Origin of the sequence: Bacillus sp. FSL K6-1012, from assembly GCF_037964915.1 — a bacterium.
GTDB classification, from domain to species: Bacteria; Bacillota; Bacilli; order Bacillales; family Bacillaceae; genus Bacillus; species Bacillus halotolerans.
The window spans coordinates 953,636-969,515 of the sequence record NZ_CP150175.1; the positions used below are offsets into that span (position 1 = coordinate 953,636).

Here is a 15,880-nt window from a genome sequence, read left to right on the forward strand (position 1 = left end):
GCAGTCATGATCAAGAATGTTACATAGTAAATCACTAGGAGAATTGGATGATGATCTTCAAAAAGGCTTATTCGAAATGGATTTTGTTATTATGTCTGCTTTTCGTTTTGCTGGCGGCTGTCTGCGCAAGTGTCATATACGGCTATACCGGTACGTCATGGGAACAGGTCTATCAAGCGTTTACATCTTTTAACGGATCAAATGAGCAAGTCATCATTAAAGACGTCAGGCTCCCGCGCGCCTTGGTTGCCACGGTCGTCGGCGCTTCCCTTGCGGCTGCCGGCGCTCTGATGCAGGCGCTGACAAAAAACCCGCTAGCATCACCAGGGATTTTCGGAATCAACGCAGGGGCCGGCTTTTTTATTGTTGCCGGATCATTTTTTCTGCATATTCAATCACCCCAAGCGCTTGTATGGAGCTCGTTTCTCGGTGCTTCCTTTACCGCCGCGATTGTCTATGCCGCAGGTTCGCTTGGAAGGGAAGGGCTCACGCCGATCAAATTGACGCTGGCTGGAGCAGCCATGGCGGCAATGTTTTCTTCGCTGACACAAGGCATGCTTTCCGTCAATGAACTCGAGCTGGCTCAGGTGCTATTTTGGCTGACGGGCTCTGTGCAGGGCAGGAGTCTCGATTTGCTGATGACGATGCTTCCATATGCCGCGGCGGCGCTTTTGATCAGCTGTTTCCTCGGCCGAAAAATTAATCTTCTTGTCATGGGAGAAGATGTTGCCAAAGGACTTGGTCAAAAAACGGGACTGCTGAAATTCGCTATGGCACTATGCATTGTCCTGCTTGCCGGTTCGGCTGTCTCCATTGCCGGGCCGATTTCCTTTATCGGCATCATCATCCCGCACTTTGCCCGCTTTATCATCGGCAATGATTATCGCTGGGTACTGCCGTTTTCCGCTGTGTTGGGTGCGATTTTACTTGTTGCCGCGGACATCGGGGCACGATATATCATTATGCCTCAGGAAGTTCCTGTCGGGGTTATGACGGCGATTATCGGCATGCCAGTGTTTGTTTACATCGCAAGAAGGGGGGCGAATCTATGAAACTTCGTTTTGGCATTACAGCGGCTGAAAAGAAAGCATGGATTGTCTTTTTTGTTTTACTCGGTTTAACAGCGGCTGTGTTCATCATAAGCGCCGGTCTCGGACAGCGGTTCATTCCTCCTTGGGATGTGGCCAAAACATTTTTCGGTGCAGGTTCAAAGCTCGATGAAATGATGGTGATGTCGTTCCGCATGCCAAGAATTTTGACAGCTGTATGCGCCGGCGTTTGCTTGGCTGCGGCAGGCGCAATTTTGCAGGGGCTGGTCAGAAACCCTCTCGCATCCCCGGATATTATCGGAATCACGGGCGGAGCGGCTGTGGCTGTGGTGCTTGTCATGATGTTCTTCTCAGACCGAAGCGATTCACTGACGATCAGTCTGTCATGGCTTCCGGCTGCCGCATTTATCGGGGCATCAGTTGTTGGACTTATCGTTTATTTACTCGCATACAAAAATGGCGCCTCCACGTTTCGGCTGGTGCTGATCGGAATCGGATTTTCAATGTCTGCACAAGCGATGACCACATTGCTCATGATCAAAGGACCGATCTACAGGGCGTCCCAAGCCAATGTATATATAACAGGTTCAGTCTACGGATCTAACTGGCAGCATGTAAAAATAGCCGTGTTGCTGTCTGTCATTCTCTTATTCATTTGTTTTATCTGTCTTAAAAATATGAATATACAGATGCTCGGTGAAGATATTGCGGCAGGCGCGGGAAGCTCCGTGCAAAGAAACCGGTTCTTCCTCCTGCTGCTGAGTACGGCTCTTACGGGCTGTGCGGTTTCGGTTGCCGGAACGATTGGTTTTGTCGGTCTGATGGCGCCGCACATCGCAAGGCGTCTCGTCGGCTCGTTTTACGGTGCGCTGCTCCCGGCATCTGCACTGATCGGGGCTCTGCTCGTATTAGGAGCAGACATCATCGGCAGAACCTTATTTGCCCCGGTCGAAGTCCCGGCAGGCGTTTTTACAGCGGCGATCGGCGCCCCCTATTTTATTTATTTGCTCTATAAAACAAGAAATTCCTGATTGTAAGAACCCATTTTCTCTGCAAAGAAAATGGGTTTTTGATATTGACTGAAAATTCCCTCTAATATTTTGTTATACTGACAGAGACATTGATGTAGAAAGGATGGCAGGCGAATGAAAGCAGAGGTATTAAAATATGAAGCATTTACGGAAAATCCCGGCAAAGGAAACCCCGCGGGTGTGGTATTGCACGGGGACCATTACACAGAAGAAGAAATGCAGAGAATAGCTGAAATCGCAGGATATTCAGAAACCTCCTTTATTCGGAACAGCGAGGCGGCTGATCTTGAACTCCGTTACTTCACTCCTGGACACGAAATGAATTTATGCGGACATGCGACGGTCGCTTCCCTATACGCATTATGTGAAAAAGGAAGGCTGGAGATTGGTAAAACGTACAGCATCCAGACAAAAGCCGGTATCCTGCCAGCAAACATTTCTGAAAAAGAGGGGCGCATCCATATCACACTTGAACAGGCTGCTCCGAAATTCAAACCATTTACGGGCGACCGGGAAAAGCTCGCGGACGCATTGGGAATTACGGCGGAGGACTTTCATGAGGACCTTCCAATTGTTTTTGGCAGCACAGGCATATGGACTGCGATCGTTCCGCTCAAATCATTAGAAGCCTCTAAAAAAATGGTGCCGAATAACAAACAATTTCCGGAAGTTCTAGTTGATCTGCCAAAAGCCTCAGTGCATCCGTTTACCTTTGAAACGATTCACTCTGACAGCGACCTGCACGGGCGCCACTTTTCGTCGCCGTATTCAGGAACAATAGAAGATCCCGTGACTGGCACAGCATCCGGTGTGATGGGAGCTTACATGCAGCAATACGGCCGGTCCGGGCAGCGTACATTCATCATTGAACAAGGACAGGAGATGGGGAAAGACGGAAGTGTGGAAATTGAAATAAATGGAGATAACGATCACATCAAAGTGAACATGACAGGGACTGCCGTTTACTCAGAAACTCGGATTCTTGAAATCTAATATGGCTGACGGTTTACAAAAAGCTGCACTTTCCGTTATGATTATGATTGATAATCATTTTCAATTGGATAGAAAGGGTGAAGCGGTATGCCTCAAGCCGAACAGATAAATCAAGATTCAGCACTGCGGGATATCATACGCAGCAGAAGATCAATCCGTAAATTTAAACAAGATCCCGTACCTCCGGCTGTCATCCTTGACATGCTAGAAACGGCAAAATATGCGCCAAATCACAGAGTGACGGAGCCTTGGAGATTTATTTACGTTTCCAGTGAAACAGGAAAAGCAAGCTTGATTAAAACCTTTGCTTCATTTTCTAAAAAATCAAAGCCGGACATGACGGAAGAAAAACTCCAAAATTTCAAAAAGACACTCAGCCGTGTGCCTGGATTTCTGCTCGTTGTATTTCAGGAAGATGAGAACGAAAGAGCAAGAGATGATGATTTTGCGGCAACCAGCTCATTGATTCAAAATCTCCAGCTTCTTGCCTGGGAAAAAGGAATCGGCATGGTTTGGAAAAGCGGAAAGATCCTCTATGATAAAGACGTGCATCAAGCCTTCGGTTTACAGGATAACGAGCGCTTCGCCGCGATCATACAAACAGGCTATCCTGATGAAATGCCGGAAGTGAAAAAACGCACACCGATAAAGGAACGGTTCACCGAGCTGTAAAAAACCCCCTGTCTCAAGCAGAGACAAGGGGTTTTTCATTAACGTTTTTTGCTTTTCGCTCTGCTGTCGGCCGCTTTTGCGCGCTCCTGCGCTTCGCGGTCATCCGCATCAGCGAGTTCGCTTGAATATTCCTCGTAAACGCCGTCAGTTTCTCGTTTTAACGCATCGGGAACCTGAGGAAGTTTTTGTTTGTTTTTATCACGGTTTTTGTGGATATGATTTCTGCCCATATCAAATTCCCCCTAAAAAGTGATATCAAACAAACATAGTATCTGCTTTCCGGCGCTATGTATCCCTACTTCCGCTTAGCAGCTTTTTCCGCCTTTTTAAATTCACTCGAATAAAGAACTTCCTGCATTTTCTTCAGGTTGGCTCCTTGCTGGTGCTTCTCCCTCTTCTTTTCCATAAAAGGACCTCCTTCAACCATGTTATTATTAAGGTTGACGCTTCCTTCCGTTTTTATACAGCCTTTCGGTCCGTCAGCAGCTGCGAGAGGGCGAATTCAAGATCTGAATATGTAAAACGGAATCCGGACGTAATTGCTTTTTTCGGCAGAGCGCGCTGTCCTTTCACGATAAGCAGGCTCATTTCTCCCAATGCTTTTGATAAAAAGAATGCTGGAACGGGGAGCCAGTGGGGACGGTGTTTCACCCGTGCAATCGTTTTTCCGAACTGCTTCATTTCAACCGGATTAGGCGCTGTCACATTAACAGGACCTGAGACGCTGTCGTTTTCGATTGCATATACAATCAGCTGGGCGGCGTCCTCCACGTGAATCCAGGACAGCCACTGATTGCCCGTCCCGATCGTTCCGCCGGCCAGCAGCTTATATGGCAGAACCATCAGCGGGAGAGCGCCTTTTTCTCCGAGCATCACGCCAAATCTCGCGTAAACCGTTCGAATGCCCATCATTTCTATATTTTGCCCTTCCCGTTCCCACATATGTGCAGTGTGGCTGAGAAAATCCTCGTCCGACGTGGGGGAGTCTTCTGTAAAGGTTTTTTCAAGGCTAGTGCCGTAAATGCCCACTGCACTGGCTTGAATAAGCGCCTTCGGTTTTTCCGCCTGTTTATGAATAAGCCGCCGTACTTCCCGGGTTGCATCGATCCGGCTGGAGAGAATTTGCTGCTTCGTTTTTTCGTTCCAGCGGCCAAAAATTGATTTTCCCGCAAGATTTACCCAAACATCAATATGAGGAAGTTCTTGTTCAGGCGCAGCTTCTTCAGTCAGCCATTGGACATAACTGATATTTTTTTGTTCAGTTTTTGGCGCGTTTCTTGATAAAATATAAACATGATGTCCCTGGCGGGTGAGGACGCCAGTCAGATGCGTACCGAGAAAACCCGTTCCGCCAGTCATTGCAATATTCATAAACATCTCTCCTCATCGTTCTGATACCTATACTTTACCTCATTTTGATCATAGAAAACGCATTTGAGACCGGAGAAGGGAGATTAAGATGCCATTTATTACAAAGATTTCAGCGCAAAAGAAGAATACGGAACGCTTTAATATTTTTCTGGATGAAAAATATGCTTTCAGTGTTGACGCAGATGTGCTCGTGAAATTTGAGCTTACAAAGGGAAAAGAGCTTGATGACCTCGAGATCATTGAGATTCAATACGGAGATGAAGTGAAAAAAGGCTTCAACCGTGCGATTGATTTTTTATCCTATCGAATGCGGTCAACGAAAGAGGTAGAAGACTATTTAAAGAAAAAAGATACCTCGGCGCCCGTCATTGCGGAAGTGATTCATAAGCTGAACGATTACAACTATTTAAATGACCAAGAGTTTGCGGCGGCCTACGTGAGCACCCACAAAAAAACAAACGGAAAAGGGCCTGACGTTTTGTTCAGAGAGCTGAAAGCGAAGGGGATTGATGACGACACCATCAAAGATACACTGAGTTCTTTCTCCTTTGAAGAACAGACGGAAAAAGCAGTTAAGCATATCGAAAAGCTTCTGAAGAAAGACAAGAAACTCTCTTCAAAAGAAATCAAACAGCGAGCACAGATGCAGCTGCAGCGCAAAGGCTTCTCATTTGATGTCATCTCTGCGGCGCTGGAGCAGATTGAATACGAAAATGACGAAGATACTGAAAAAGAAGCGCTGCGTCTTCATGCGGAAAAAGCGTTTAGAAAATACCGTTATGACGGCTCCTATGAATGTGCCATGAAGGTCAAACAATTTTTATTCAGAAAAGGATTCTCACTCGATTTAATCGATCAATTTCTGCAGGAAGAGGAGTAGCTGAAAATGGAGAAACGATACAGTCAAATGACAACGCACGAACTCAATACAGAAATCGCAGGACTTTCTGAAAAAGCAAGAAAAGCGGAACAGCTTGGAATCATAAATGAACTGGCAGTGCTCGAACGGAAAATTGCCATGGCAAAGGCATACTTGCTGAACCCGGAGGACTTCACGCCGGGAGAAACGTATGTTGTGGACGGCTCTGAGGACGAGTTTCACATTAACTATTTAAATGGCGTTTTCGCTTGGGGATACAGAACATCGGCTCCCGATCAAGAAGAAGCGCTTCCAATCTCAGTATTGCAGCAAAAGAAGCAGGGATAACCGAGAGGCTGAATATCAGCCTCTTTTTTATTTGAGCACACTCAAGGCGATTTTTAGAGGAAAAATGATTGAATTCACCCTGGATTTCTTTTAAGATGGAACTCGTTGTTTTTTCACATTAAAGGAGGCGATGACGTTGAGTATGAAAAACCCATCAGTAAAATTAATTATTTTTGTTCTAATGATCTGCACGTTTTCAATTGGATACACAGAATATGCGGTGATGGGTATTTTGACGTCGATTGCCGATGACTTTCATATACATGTTTCCTCTGCGGGACTCCTTGTCACCGCTTATGCGGCAAGCGTCTGTGTGACAGGCCCGCTCGTCACGATTGTTTCTGTTAAGCTCCCGAGAAAGCCGGTGCTTCTTGGATTGATGGGGATTTTCATCCTTTCCAACCTGATGAGCGCACTGGCACCGAATTTTGCGGTATTGGCGGTCTCAAGAATTTTATCTGCTTCCATTCACGGCGCTTTCTTTGCGATTGCGATGGTATTCGCTAGTGAAATGGTGCCGCCGGAAAAACGCGCCGCAGCCGCTGCGTCTATGAACGGCGGTTTAACAGTGGCTTTGATGCTGGGTGTTCCATTCGGTTCCTACTTGGGTGATGTCCTAAACTGGAGAGTCGTGTTTTCCATCATTACGGTGCTTGGAGTGATCGGATTTGTAGGCCTGATGGCTACCGTGCCGAACAGAAAACCAAAAGTCATCCCGATGCTCATGAATGAGTGGGGAGTATTTAAACACAAACAGGTGCTGTACTCCTTTGCGATTACAATTTTAGGCTATTCAGGCGTATTTATCGCGTATACATTTATCGAACCGATTTTAAGAAATTCAGCAGGTTTCAGCACAGTCGGCATTACAGGTGCCCTCTTCGCCTATGGGTTGGGAGGGGTTGCGGGAAATTTCTTTGCGGGAAAAGTGCCGCTTCCTCTGCTGACCCGGACCATGATTGGCGTCATGATCGGTTTGATCGGCGTACTTGCGGTATTCCCGTACATCGCCGTTTATCCGGCCGCAGCCATTGTCGCGACTTTCTTATTTGGAGCTTGCGCATTCGGCACACCGCCTCTTTTGCAAACAAAGGTGCTTTCTTCATCTGAGAACGGAACAACGATCGCCGCAGCTGTGAGCGTGTCTGCATTTAACCTGGCCAATGCGCTCGGCGCGTGGATCGGCGGCATCATTTTAAGCGGAACCGGCTCTTATTCCTGGCTGTTTGCGGGAGGAGCGCTGATGACCGCGTGCGGACTGGTGCTCTCAACATTTGCGCATCTGTCTGAAAAGAAAAGCGTCTATGAGTATCAAGTCAATAAAGGCTAAAAAACAGCTGCACATGTGCAGCTGTTCTTCTTTTATCGTTTGCCGGAGGCTCTCATTTTTTCCTGAGGATGCTGGTTGATTGACCCGTCAGGACGCTTTGAAGCATAGTCGTCCTTTGCTCTCGGTTCACCTTGAAACTTGTTTTCGTTTTCGTAAGGAAATCCTTTTTCTTTATTGCGGACCATGTCATATCCCCCTAGGTTCGAGATCAAAAAGTTGCGTCTTGCCAGATGAAGACGTAAGGTTAGTATATGGAGAACATGAAGTTTTAAAGCGTAATTTTTTTCCTGAAGGAAAGGAGACCACCAAATGAATACGTATATTGAGAAACTGACAAATCTGCTTCTGGAGAAAAACGATATGATCAGCTACATTCAGGCGAAAACATGGGTGGAATTGTTATGGAGCGACTTTGAAGCAACCTATGCAAAAGCCGGACACGCCTACCAAGGCGAAAAAATGACCGAAAAAATCGTCACACAGTGGATTGAGAACTATGGCGGCCAGCTCCACCTTTTCCAAAGCGGCCGTGAAGACGTGAATGATTACTTAAACCAAAGCAGAGGGCTTTTACATTAACACAGCCTGCCGGCAAAGTACGGCAGGCTGTTTTTTACACATTTGTATTAAGTACATCACTAATCACCATTCTAAGCATAAAACCAAGAAAAGCAGTATATGCAATCAGCTGCAGATAGGACAGAGGAAGCATGGATTGATGAATAAGAATAACACCTATAAGCAAAATAACAATCATCACCCAATGTGATATATAGCCCGCGAAATGAGCATTTGAGCGGGTGCGTTGGTCATTCTGAAAGTGTACGTTTCCCCAGAGTTTATTTCTATGAATATGTGCGGCAGAATAAAGAACTCGTGCAGTTCCGATGACTGCTAACAGAAGTGTTAAAGTTGAAGGTGAATGCCAATAAAGGACACACAATAAAATGGGAAGCAAAGTTTGCAAAAACAATCCGGTACGATACGTCATGTTCATATTATTTGTCTCCTTCTATCCAGAATAATTGATCTAATGAGCACTCTAATACTGAAGATAATTTAATTGCAGTGCCTATCGAGGGTTCATATCTTTGTTTTTCAATTGCAATGACCGTCTGTCTTGTCACTTGAATGTTTTCTGCCAGCTGATCCTGTGTCCATCCTTTAGCTTTTCTGTATTCTTTTACACAATTACGAACCCCGTGCTTCATCTTATTTGATCCTCTCTCGTTATGTAACGTATACCTTACATAATGTATCATACAAAGATTAGAATGTAATGTACACCTTACAAACCTTAAAATTTCCTTAACTGTTAGAAAAAATAAACAAAAAGTGTTTCATCCTCCAGGCAATCAGGGAATACCTCTTATATCTTGTCAAAATCCGAGGAGGAGCTATGTATGAAAAAGAAACAAGTATTGCTCGCTTTAACTGCCGCCGCAGGACTGAGTTTCACAGCATGTAGCACTGCTCCCGCAGCAAAAGCTGCAACCCTTCAGACCATAAATGTCACCATGCCATCATCAGATTCTTATATGATTAAAGCAGGAAAACTGAATGTCCGGGCTGAGCCAAAACAAAAAAGCGCGATTCTCGGCACAGTATCATCTGAACAGAAAGTCACTGTAAAGGGATTTGCTAATGCTGATTGGGCTCAAATTGAATTCAAAGGAAAAAAAGGATTTATTTCAACACACTTCTTAATGAAAACCGCAAGTCAAGCAAAAACAGCAAAACAGACTGCCTTCTATTCTCCAACACCGGAAAATGGAAAAGCCAAGCAGCTTTCCTCGGGGACAGAAGTCACTTTGCTCGGCTGGGGATTCAGTGAAAACGGAGGATTTGATTTCAGCTGGGCATTCGTTGATCACGGCGGGATAAAAGGCTATATTCCGACAAAGGATTTACAAATACGCTAAATAGACAGGCTCATGCTTGTCTTTTTGTCAGGATATTGAAACATTTCTTCTTTCTGAACGTAACAATGAGAGAGGAGATGATCAGATGGCATGTTTAGTTGGCGGAGGGCTCATGATCATTGCAGGTCTTTTTATCAAATTGTTCCCTCCAAAATCCATTAACAGTGTATATGGATTCAGAACGAGACGCTCAATGTCAGATCAAAAGTTATGGAATGAAGCCAACCGTTACAGTGCGGTGCTCATGATCCTGTCAGGTTTGATTGTCTTGGGGGCCGGGGTGCTCCTGAGATCAAGTCTTTATCATCCTTCAGCTGATCTTGCTTGTTGCTGCTTGTATCATCACTTTTATACTGACAGAGAAAAGGCTGAAACATATGACGCAAAGTCAAGGAGGAGATTTAAGTGGAAGGAGTTAACAGCCAGTTTGTCAAAACAAATGGAATCACACTCCACGTTGCTTCTGCAGGACCGGAGGACGGCCCGCTTATCGTCCTGCTCCATGGATTTCCTGAGTTTTGGTATGGCTGGAAAAACCAAATCAAACCGCTTGCGGACGCGGGGTACCGGGTGATTGTTCCTGATCAGCGAGGTTACAATCTCAGTGACAAACCGGAAGGAATTGAGGCATATCGGATTGATACATTAAGAGATGATATCATTGGGCTTATTTCGCAATTCACTGATCAAAAAGCAATCGTGATCGGTCATGACTGGGGAGGAGCAGTAGCCTGGCACTTGGCATCAACACGTCCGGAATATCTTGAAAAGCTTATCGCCATTAACATACCGCATCCGCACGTCATGAAAACCGTAACACCAGTCTACCCTCCGCAATGGCTGAAAAGCTCATACATTGCCTTCTTCCAGCTGCCGGACAAACCGGAGGCCGCGTTAACAGAAAACGACTATGAGAAATTAGATAAAGCCATCGGGCTATCTGATCGGCCGAAGCTTTTTTCTTCTGAGGATATCAATAAGTACAAAGAAGCGTGGAAGCAGCCTGGCGCCCTGACGTCAATGCTGAACTGGTACAGGGCCCTCAGAAAAGGCAGCCTTGCAGAAAATTCCCGCGAATGCCATACAGCCCCTTATCGGATGATCTGGGGAATGGAAGACCGCTTTTTAAGCAGAAAGCTTGCAAAAGAAACAGCAAGACGCTGTCCAAACGGGCATTTAATATTTGTGGATGAAGCGTCCCATTGGATCAGCCACGAAAAGCCGGCCATCGTGAATCAGCTTATTTTAGAATATCTTGAAAACCAATAAGTCAGATTTTCTTTGCACCGTCTGTCGAAATGGCAGACTTTTTCTATGCTTTTTTTTCATACTCTATTTTAAACCTGACAAAATAACATTACATATACTCAAATGTCATACCAAAAATGTAACAAAAAACAGGTTTAAACGACTTTAAAAAAAGGAATAGCCTTACTGAAGATTTGTGTACAATTCCCCTAAGGCAATACTTAAAAAGAATAAAAAAAAGAAGGTGCCTTAATGAAGCAAGGATTAATCTCGATTATTATCCCGTCTTACAATGAAGGTTATAATGTCAAACTCATTCATGAATCTTTAAAAAAGGAATTCAAAAACATTCATTATGATTATGAAATATTCTTCATTAACGACGGAAGTATTGATGACACGCTTCAGCAGATCAAAGACCTGGCATCCAAATGCAGCCGAGTGAAATACATATCATTTTCGCGAAACTTTGGAAAAGAAGCCGCGATCTTGGCCGGATTTGAACATGTTCAAGGCGAGGCAGTTGTCGTGATGGACGCCGATTTGCAGCATCCGACCTATTTGCTGAAGGATTTTATCAAAGGCTACGAGGAAGGCTATGATCAAGTCATTGCCCAGAGGAACAGAAAAGGGGATAACCCCGTGCGTTCGCTTCTTTCGTCCCTTTACTACAAGTTCATTAATAAAGCGGTGGAAGTTGATTTGCGTGACGGTGTCGGAGACTTTCGTCTGTTAAGCCGCCAAGCTGTGGATGCACTTTTGAAATTGAGCGAAGGCAACCGCTTTTCAAAAGGCCTGTTTTGCTGGATCGGCTTCGAACAGAAAATTGTTTTTTACGAAAATGTCGAAAGAAAAAACGGCACATCCAAATGGTCATTCAGCAGCCTTTTTAATTACGGAATGGACGGCGTTGTCTCCTTTAACCATAAACCGCTGAGAATTTGCTTTTACACCGGCATTTTTGTATTGCTGCTCTCTCTTATTTATATCATAGCCACGTTCGTCAAAATTCTTACAAACGGTATTTCTGTACCCGGATATTTCACAATTATATCTGCGGTCTTATTCCTTGGCGGGGTTCAGCTGTTAAGCCTTGGCATCATAGGAGAATACATCGGCAGAATCTATTACGAAACAAAAAAACGTCCGCATTATTTGATCAAAGAAGCAAATATCCCGAGCAAAGATCTGCCTGAAACGAACGAATTGAAAAACATGCGGCGCCTGACCAAACTGCACTGAAATGAATCAATTGCCATTGGCAGTGCTTTTTTGCATGCTTACAGTTAACGGCAAGACTGGAGACCTCTTATGAAAAAAAGAAAACATGTCATGATTTATGCGGCCAGTCTGTTCATAGCCGTTCTTGCGCACGCTTTTTTTGTGAAAGAATGGGCGGAAGGCAGATATATGACCGGTCCCGGTGACGGACTGGCGCAAATGATCGTATTTAAGAAATTATTATATGAACAATACACGCAAGGAAACTTTTTCTATCATTATTCATTCGGACTCGGCGGCGGCACATTCAGCCAGCTTGGCTATTATTTTTCTGCTTCTTTCCTTTTTCTTGCGACATCCGCCGCAGTATGGCTGCTGCAATCGGTTCATCTCATCGGTGAGGCGGATACGCTTTTTTGGGCACAGTCAGCCGTTTTTATCAGCATTATTAAGCTGAGTCTGATTATTTTTACAGCAGCTTCTGTTTTCAGCTATTTGCTCAAACGCAGAGCAGCGGCGTTTACGGGTGCTGTACTATACGGAGTATCGATTATTTACTTTCGCCACGAAGCGTATTGGGAATTTTTCACCGATACAATGATTTGGCTTCCGCTTCTTGTGCTCGGAGCGGAAAAAATCATCAGGGAGCGGCGTCCGGCATGGTTTATCATTGCTTGCTCACTGAGCTTAATCAACAATTTTTACTTTGCATACATAAATCTGATTTTCATTGGAATTTATATTTTGTTCAGATGGCTGATCAAGCTGGAAGATCATGAAGTGAAAAAATGGGTTCAATGCAGAATGTTTTTAGTCTCGGGACTCATTTCTTTCGGTATCAGTGCGGCGGTATTTGTGCCGGTGGTTTACGGGTATTTAAATAACCTGCGCCCTCCGTATAATGAAAAAATAGAGTGGCTGAATTTCGATGATAATATTTTATTTTCAAGCAGGATTATCGTGGTGCCAGCCATCTTTTTGCTGTTTTTGTTTGTCATTTCTTTTTATAAACACCGGGTGTTTCGCCTTTTTGCCGGATTGAGCCTTCTGTTTATCCTCTTTCATTTCAGTCCGTACGCGGCAAGCGCCTTTAACGGCTTTTCCGCACCGCAAAACCGGTTTGAATATATTTTGGCCTTTACAATCGCCGGAGCAGCCGCCGCAGGTTTATCACAGCTGCAGGAGCTGAGGCGGAAAGAACTGCTTCCTGCAGCAGCGATTGTTCTGCTTCTTTATTGGTATCATGTCCAAAGGTATGAGCTTGATATATGGAAGCCAGCGAATGAAAGCATCCTACTGCTTTTGTTCCTGACAATCGCTGCTTTGTTTGCCGCAGTTTTTGTGAAAAAACGGGCAAAGCTTGCTGTATACGGTGTGGTGATTCTGTCTTCGCTGCTTGTCGCTAACACCTATCAGAAATATGCGCTCTCAGAAGGAGGCGGGCTGGACAGTGTCTCAAAATCCTATATTACAAGCGAGGAATACAAAGGAGACGAACAATCTCAGCTCATCAGACGTGTGCAAAAGGAAGACAATGATCCGCTCGTGAGAATCGACTGGATGAATGGCGTCCGCAATAACACTCCGATTATTTACGGGTTTAATGGATTCAGCGCCTACTCGAGCATTTTAAACAGCCATTTGCTCTCCTTCTATTGGAATGATCTTCGCATCGATATGGGAAGAGAAAGCGTCAGCCGCTACGCTTCATTGGGGGACAGAGCGAATTTGTACAGCTTGCTTTACGGCAGATATTATATGACGGAAAAAATAAACGAAGCGAATGTTCCATACGGCTTTACAAAACATATAGAATCAGAGCACTACACCGTTTATGAAAATCAATACATGCTTCCTTTCGTCAAATCAGCCGATAAAGTTTACTCAGAAAGGGATTTGGAAAAATTGCCCGCTCTTGCGAAAGAGCAAGCGATGCTGAAAGGAATTGTGTTAGCAGATCCAACTGAAAAAACAGAGCAGCCGCCTGATCTGGCGAATCTGATCTCCAAATCGGACATCACTGCAAAACAAGCTCAATATCAAAACGGACTCCTTACGGTAACTGGAGAAAACGGCGGAGAATTGATCATCACTCCGAAAAAGGCGTCAGCCGGTCCGGGCGATTACTATGTCAGTTTTTATTTAAAAAGCAAAGCAAAAGACAAAGGATTTACGCTAAAGGTAAATGATTATGTCACAACAAGAAAATCCAATCAATCGATCTATAAAACGGGTGTAAATGATTTAACCATCAGAGTGCCTAAATCAGATCATATCTCGATCAGGCTTCCGAAAGGAACGTACGAGCTTTCACACATAGCGCTTTATGCAGAAAATTATCAAACATTAAAAAACGCTGTGTCGCAAAACAAAACAGAGAGAACAGACAGCCTGGAATGGAATAAAAACAAGCTGACATTCACATATCACAATTCTAAACCCCAGTACATCATGCTCCCGATTCCGTATGAGAAAGGCTGGGAGCTGAAAATTAACGGAAAACAGCAGAAAATTGAAAAAGCCGATTACACTTTTATCGGTTTTAAGGCGCAAAAGGGAGACAATCAAATTGAACTCACCTACTATCCGCCATATTTTAAAATATCCGCAGTGATGTCTTTCATCAGTCTGCTCTTAGCTGTTTTTTATACAAGACGCAAAAAAGCCCGGCTCTAAATAGAGCCGAGCTTTAATTTTTTCTGAAGCTTTTCTTCGCTGAATATCCAGCCGGTATAAGATGAGCGTATCTCAAGATCATGACTGATATGAACAATTGCGACAAACGGATAGTGCCCTTTACTCCGATAACGCAGGTCAATAAACCGTACCTCGTAATGATCCTTATACGTATCCACTTCCCACCTGTAAACCGGGGAGAACGAAAGAAACGCCGCAATGTTATCATCCTGCTTCGCCGCTTGCATAACGTCGGTTTCAGGCACAGGCACCCGATTAAACGTATCAAGTATCACCACGTGCCCGTCCATGCTCCTTCCTACATAAAAAGCATGCGCAGTTGTAACCGCAATCCGCCATTGCCTGAATTTCATCGTCGGCGAAATGATAATGCTTTCGATCTCTTCATGAATCATCTCACGGAGCTGCCGTTTGATTCGCAGCTGCATCATCAGGCGCAAGATATAATAGCCTGCCAGTATTACGTATAAGGTGAGAAATGTGATACCGGGGCTGCCGCCGACATACCAAACCGCGATGGCCGCCAGATGGCTGATAAATATAAACGGATCAAATGTGTTAATCAGCCCGAGCGCCACCCATTTTTTCGAAAACGGCCGGATGGCTTGTGTTCCGTACGCGTTGAAAATGTCAACAAATACATGCAGCACAACTGCCAGCAATGTCCACAGCCACAGATGCAGAAAATCAGCCTGCGGATAAAATAAATACAAAATCGCCGGAATGATGACAGACCAAAACAAAACGGCGGGAATAGAATGGGTAAAGCCTCTGTGATTTCTTATATAAACAGCATTGTTTTTAAGTTTTAACACAGTATCAATATCAGGAGCCTGTGAGCCCGCAAGCGTAGCGATCATGACTGCGTGAGCCATTGCCGGATCTGTTCCGACAACCGGATCCAGTGTCGCGATTCCGCCGAGGGCGATGCCCATGACAACATGTGTGCCCGTATCCATAGGTGACCTCCTTGCAGGTGTATCCTGCACATTCACTTTTGTAAGACATTACCTATTTTTATATACCCAATCTTTTAACCTGTTTAATCGTTCTCATATGTTTCCGCTTTTTCTTTACTTCTATTTAATGTAACATATTATCGTACTGTGCCCTTAGTGTACAACAAAAAACAGTCTAAA

19 protein-coding genes and 1 pseudogene are annotated in these 15,880 nt (G+C 44.7%); 13 read left to right on the forward strand and 7 right to left on the reverse strand.

What is annotated here, in order from left to right; all coding sequences use genetic code 11:
• The first annotated feature begins 50 nt into the window (after positions 1 to 50).
• The 4 genes from NSS75_RS04810 (at position 51) to NSS75_RS04825 (ending at position 3,745) form a co-directional block, all read left to right on the forward strand.
• The gene (locus tag NSS75_RS04810) at positions 51 to 1,052 is read left to right on the forward strand and encodes an iron ABC transporter permease (RefSeq protein WP_339236265.1); all 1,002 of its coding nucleotides are present in this window, start codon (positions 51 to 53) and stop codon (positions 1,050 to 1,052) included.
• Positions 1,049 to 2,080 (forward strand): iron ABC transporter permease, encoded by a 1,032-nt coding sequence (locus NSS75_RS04815; RefSeq protein ID WP_339236269.1) that lies wholly within the window; start codon positions 1,049 to 1,051, stop codon positions 2,078 to 2,080. The genes NSS75_RS04810 and NSS75_RS04815 overlap by 4 nt, the downstream gene beginning before the upstream one ends.
• Positions 2,081 to 2,194: 114 nt before the next feature.
• Positions 2,195 to 3,073, forward strand: a complete 879-nt coding sequence (locus NSS75_RS04820; protein WP_339236272.1) for a PhzF family phenazine biosynthesis isomerase — start codon at positions 2,195 to 2,197, stop codon at positions 3,071 to 3,073.
• Positions 3,074 to 3,160: 87 nt separating this feature from the next.
• On the forward strand, positions 3,161 to 3,745 hold the full coding sequence (locus NSS75_RS04825; RefSeq protein WP_024120644.1) for a nitroreductase: 585 nt from the start codon (positions 3,161 to 3,163) through the stop codon (positions 3,743 to 3,745).
• 38 nt (positions 3,746 to 3,783) lie between these two features.
• On the opposite strand, the gene NSS75_RS04830 is transcribed toward NSS75_RS04825, so the two are convergent.
• From NSS75_RS04830 to NSS75_RS04840, 3 genes are all read right to left on the reverse strand, one after another.
• The gene (locus NSS75_RS04830; protein WP_044163723.1) at positions 3,784 to 3,975 is read right to left on the reverse strand and encodes a YfhD family protein; all 192 of its coding nucleotides are present in this window, start codon (positions 3,973 to 3,975) and stop codon (positions 3,784 to 3,786) included.
• A 65-nt stretch (positions 3,976 to 4,040) separates the two neighbouring features.
• On the reverse strand, positions 4,041 to 4,151 hold the full coding sequence (locus tag NSS75_RS04835; protein ID WP_010333447.1) for a YfhE family protein: 111 nt from the start codon (positions 4,149 to 4,151) through the stop codon (positions 4,041 to 4,043).
• Positions 4,152 to 4,204: 53 nt separating this feature from the next.
• Positions 4,205 to 5,116 carry a TIGR01777 family oxidoreductase gene (locus tag NSS75_RS04840; RefSeq protein ID WP_095714806.1) on the reverse strand — a complete coding sequence of 304 codons (912 nt, stop codon included), beginning with the start codon at positions 5,114 to 5,116 and terminating at the stop codon, positions 4,205 to 4,207.
• An 88-nt stretch (positions 5,117 to 5,204) separates the two neighbouring features.
• Here NSS75_RS04840 and recX point away from each other — a divergent pair, with 88 nt between their 5' ends.
• The 3 genes from recX (at position 5,205) to NSS75_RS04855 (ending at position 7,653) form a co-directional block, all read left to right on the forward strand.
• Positions 5,205 to 5,996: a recombination regulator RecX gene (recX, locus tag NSS75_RS04845; protein WP_095714805.1), complete on the forward strand. Its 792-nt coding sequence runs from the start codon at positions 5,205 to 5,207 to the stop codon at positions 5,994 to 5,996.
• 6 nt (positions 5,997 to 6,002) lie between these two features.
• Positions 6,003 to 6,323 (forward strand): YfhH family protein, encoded by a 321-nt coding sequence (locus tag NSS75_RS04850; RefSeq protein WP_095714804.1) that lies wholly within the window; start codon positions 6,003 to 6,005, stop codon positions 6,321 to 6,323.
• 136 nt (positions 6,324 to 6,459) lie between these two features.
• On the forward strand, positions 6,460 to 7,653 hold the full coding sequence (locus NSS75_RS04855; RefSeq protein WP_101860265.1) for an MFS transporter: 1,194 nt from the start codon (positions 6,460 to 6,462) through the stop codon (positions 7,651 to 7,653).
• A 32-nt stretch (positions 7,654 to 7,685) separates the two neighbouring features.
• Here the strand turns inward: NSS75_RS04855 and NSS75_RS04860 are convergent, their stop codons facing one another.
• A complete protein-coding gene (locus tag NSS75_RS04860) occupies positions 7,686 to 7,838 on the reverse strand; it encodes a small, acid-soluble spore protein K (protein ID WP_010333452.1) in 153 nt (50 codons plus the stop codon).
• Between the two features lie 124 nt (positions 7,839 to 7,962).
• On the opposite strand from NSS75_RS04860, the gene NSS75_RS04865 reads away from it, so the two are divergent.
• Positions 7,963 to 8,232 carry a YfhJ family protein gene (locus NSS75_RS04865; protein ID WP_024120650.1) on the forward strand — a complete coding sequence of 90 codons (270 nt, stop codon included), beginning with the start codon at positions 7,963 to 7,965 and terminating at the stop codon, positions 8,230 to 8,232.
• Positions 8,233 to 8,266: 34 nt separating this feature from the next.
• On the opposite strand, the gene NSS75_RS04870 is transcribed toward NSS75_RS04865, so the two are convergent.
• Positions 8,267 to 8,650, reverse strand: a complete 384-nt coding sequence (locus NSS75_RS04870; RefSeq protein ID WP_101860264.1) for a hypothetical protein — start codon at positions 8,648 to 8,650, stop codon at positions 8,267 to 8,269.
• 1 nt (position 8,651) lies between these two features.
• Complete coding sequence (locus NSS75_RS04875) at positions 8,652 to 8,864, reverse strand: helix-turn-helix transcriptional regulator (protein ID WP_010333455.1); 213 nt, start codon at positions 8,862 to 8,864, stop codon at positions 8,652 to 8,654.
• Positions 8,865 to 9,056: 192 nt separating this feature from the next.
• Here NSS75_RS04875 and NSS75_RS04880 point away from each other — a divergent pair, with 192 nt between their 5' ends.
• The 5 genes and pseudogenes from NSS75_RS04880 (at position 9,057) to NSS75_RS04900 (ending at position 14,720) form a co-directional block, all read left to right on the forward strand.
• Positions 9,057 to 9,575 (forward strand): SH3 domain-containing protein, encoded by a 519-nt coding sequence (locus NSS75_RS04880; protein WP_339236283.1) that lies wholly within the window; start codon positions 9,057 to 9,059, stop codon positions 9,573 to 9,575.
• Between the two features lie 85 nt (positions 9,576 to 9,660).
• Positions 9,661 to 9,994: pseudogene (locus NSS75_RS04885) on the forward strand (SdpI family protein).
• Entirely contained in the window at positions 9,981 to 10,844 is an 864-nt protein-coding gene (locus tag NSS75_RS04890; RefSeq protein ID WP_024120654.1) for an alpha/beta hydrolase, read from the forward strand. Before NSS75_RS04885 ends, NSS75_RS04890 begins: the two are co-directional and overlap by 14 nt.
• Positions 10,845 to 11,075: 231 nt before the next feature.
• Positions 11,076 to 12,065 (forward strand): glycosyltransferase family 2 protein, encoded by a 990-nt coding sequence (locus tag NSS75_RS04895; RefSeq protein ID WP_010333459.1) that lies wholly within the window; start codon positions 11,076 to 11,078, stop codon positions 12,063 to 12,065.
• Between the two features lie 69 nt (positions 12,066 to 12,134).
• Positions 12,135 to 14,720, forward strand: coding sequence for a YfhO family protein (locus NSS75_RS04900; protein ID WP_339236286.1), 2,586 nt, complete (start codon positions 12,135 to 12,137; stop codon positions 14,718 to 14,720).
• Here the strand turns inward: NSS75_RS04900 and NSS75_RS04905 are convergent.
• Entirely contained in the window at positions 14,717 to 15,700 is a 984-nt protein-coding gene (locus NSS75_RS04905) for a metal-dependent hydrolase (RefSeq protein ID WP_024120657.1), read from the reverse strand. The two genes, NSS75_RS04900 and NSS75_RS04905, sit on opposite strands and share 4 nt — an antisense overlap.
• Positions 15,701 to 15,880 lie beyond the last annotated feature (180 nt).

Bases quoted from the DNA above. Each gene is read 5' to 3' on its own strand.
- NSS75_RS04810 (WP_339236265.1), top strand. From the start codon at position 51: ATGATCTTCAAAAAGGCTTATTCGAAATGGATTTTGTTATTATGTCTG.
- NSS75_RS04815 (WP_339236269.1), top strand. From the start codon at position 1,049: ATGAAACTTCGTTTTGGCATTACAGCGGCTGAAAAGAAAGCATGGATT.
- NSS75_RS04820 (WP_339236272.1), top strand. From the start codon at position 2,195: ATGAAAGCAGAGGTATTAAAATATGAAGCATTTACGGAAAATCCCGGC.
- NSS75_RS04825 (WP_024120644.1), top strand. From the start codon at position 3,161: ATGCCTCAAGCCGAACAGATAAATCAAGATTCAGCACTGCGGGATATC.
- NSS75_RS04830 (WP_044163723.1), bottom strand. From the start codon at position 3,975: ATGGGCAGAAATCATATCCACAAAAACCGTGATAAAAACAAACAAAAA.
- NSS75_RS04835 (WP_010333447.1), bottom strand. From the start codon at position 4,151: ATGGAAAAGAAGAGGGAGAAGCACCAGCAAGGAGCCAACCTGAAGAAA.
- NSS75_RS04840 (WP_095714806.1), bottom strand. From the start codon at position 5,116: ATGAATATTGCAATGACTGGCGGAACGGGTTTTCTCGGTACGCATCTG.
- recX (WP_095714805.1), top strand. From the start codon at position 5,205: ATGCCATTTATTACAAAGATTTCAGCGCAAAAGAAGAATACGGAACGC.
- NSS75_RS04850 (WP_095714804.1), top strand. From the start codon at position 6,003: ATGGAGAAACGATACAGTCAAATGACAACGCACGAACTCAATACAGAA.
- NSS75_RS04860 (WP_010333452.1), bottom strand. From the start codon at position 7,838: ATGGTCCGCAATAAAGAAAAAGGATTTCCTTACGAAAACGAAAACAAG.
- NSS75_RS04865 (WP_024120650.1), top strand. From the start codon at position 7,963: ATGAATACGTATATTGAGAAACTGACAAATCTGCTTCTGGAGAAAAAC.
- NSS75_RS04870 (WP_101860264.1), bottom strand. From the start codon at position 8,650: ATGAACATGACGTATCGTACCGGATTGTTTTTGCAAACTTTGCTTCCC.
- NSS75_RS04875 (WP_010333455.1), bottom strand. From the start codon at position 8,864: ATGAAGCACGGGGTTCGTAATTGTGTAAAAGAATACAGAAAAGCTAAA.
- NSS75_RS04880 (WP_339236283.1), top strand. From the start codon at position 9,057: ATGAAAAAGAAACAAGTATTGCTCGCTTTAACTGCCGCCGCAGGACTG.
- NSS75_RS04895 (WP_010333459.1), top strand. From the start codon at position 11,076: ATGAAGCAAGGATTAATCTCGATTATTATCCCGTCTTACAATGAAGGT.
- NSS75_RS04900 (WP_339236286.1), top strand. From the start codon at position 12,135: ATGAAAAAAAGAAAACATGTCATGATTTATGCGGCCAGTCTGTTCATA.
- NSS75_RS04905 (WP_024120657.1), bottom strand. From the start codon at position 15,700: ATGGATACGGGCACACATGTTGTCATGGGCATCGCCCTCGGCGGAATC.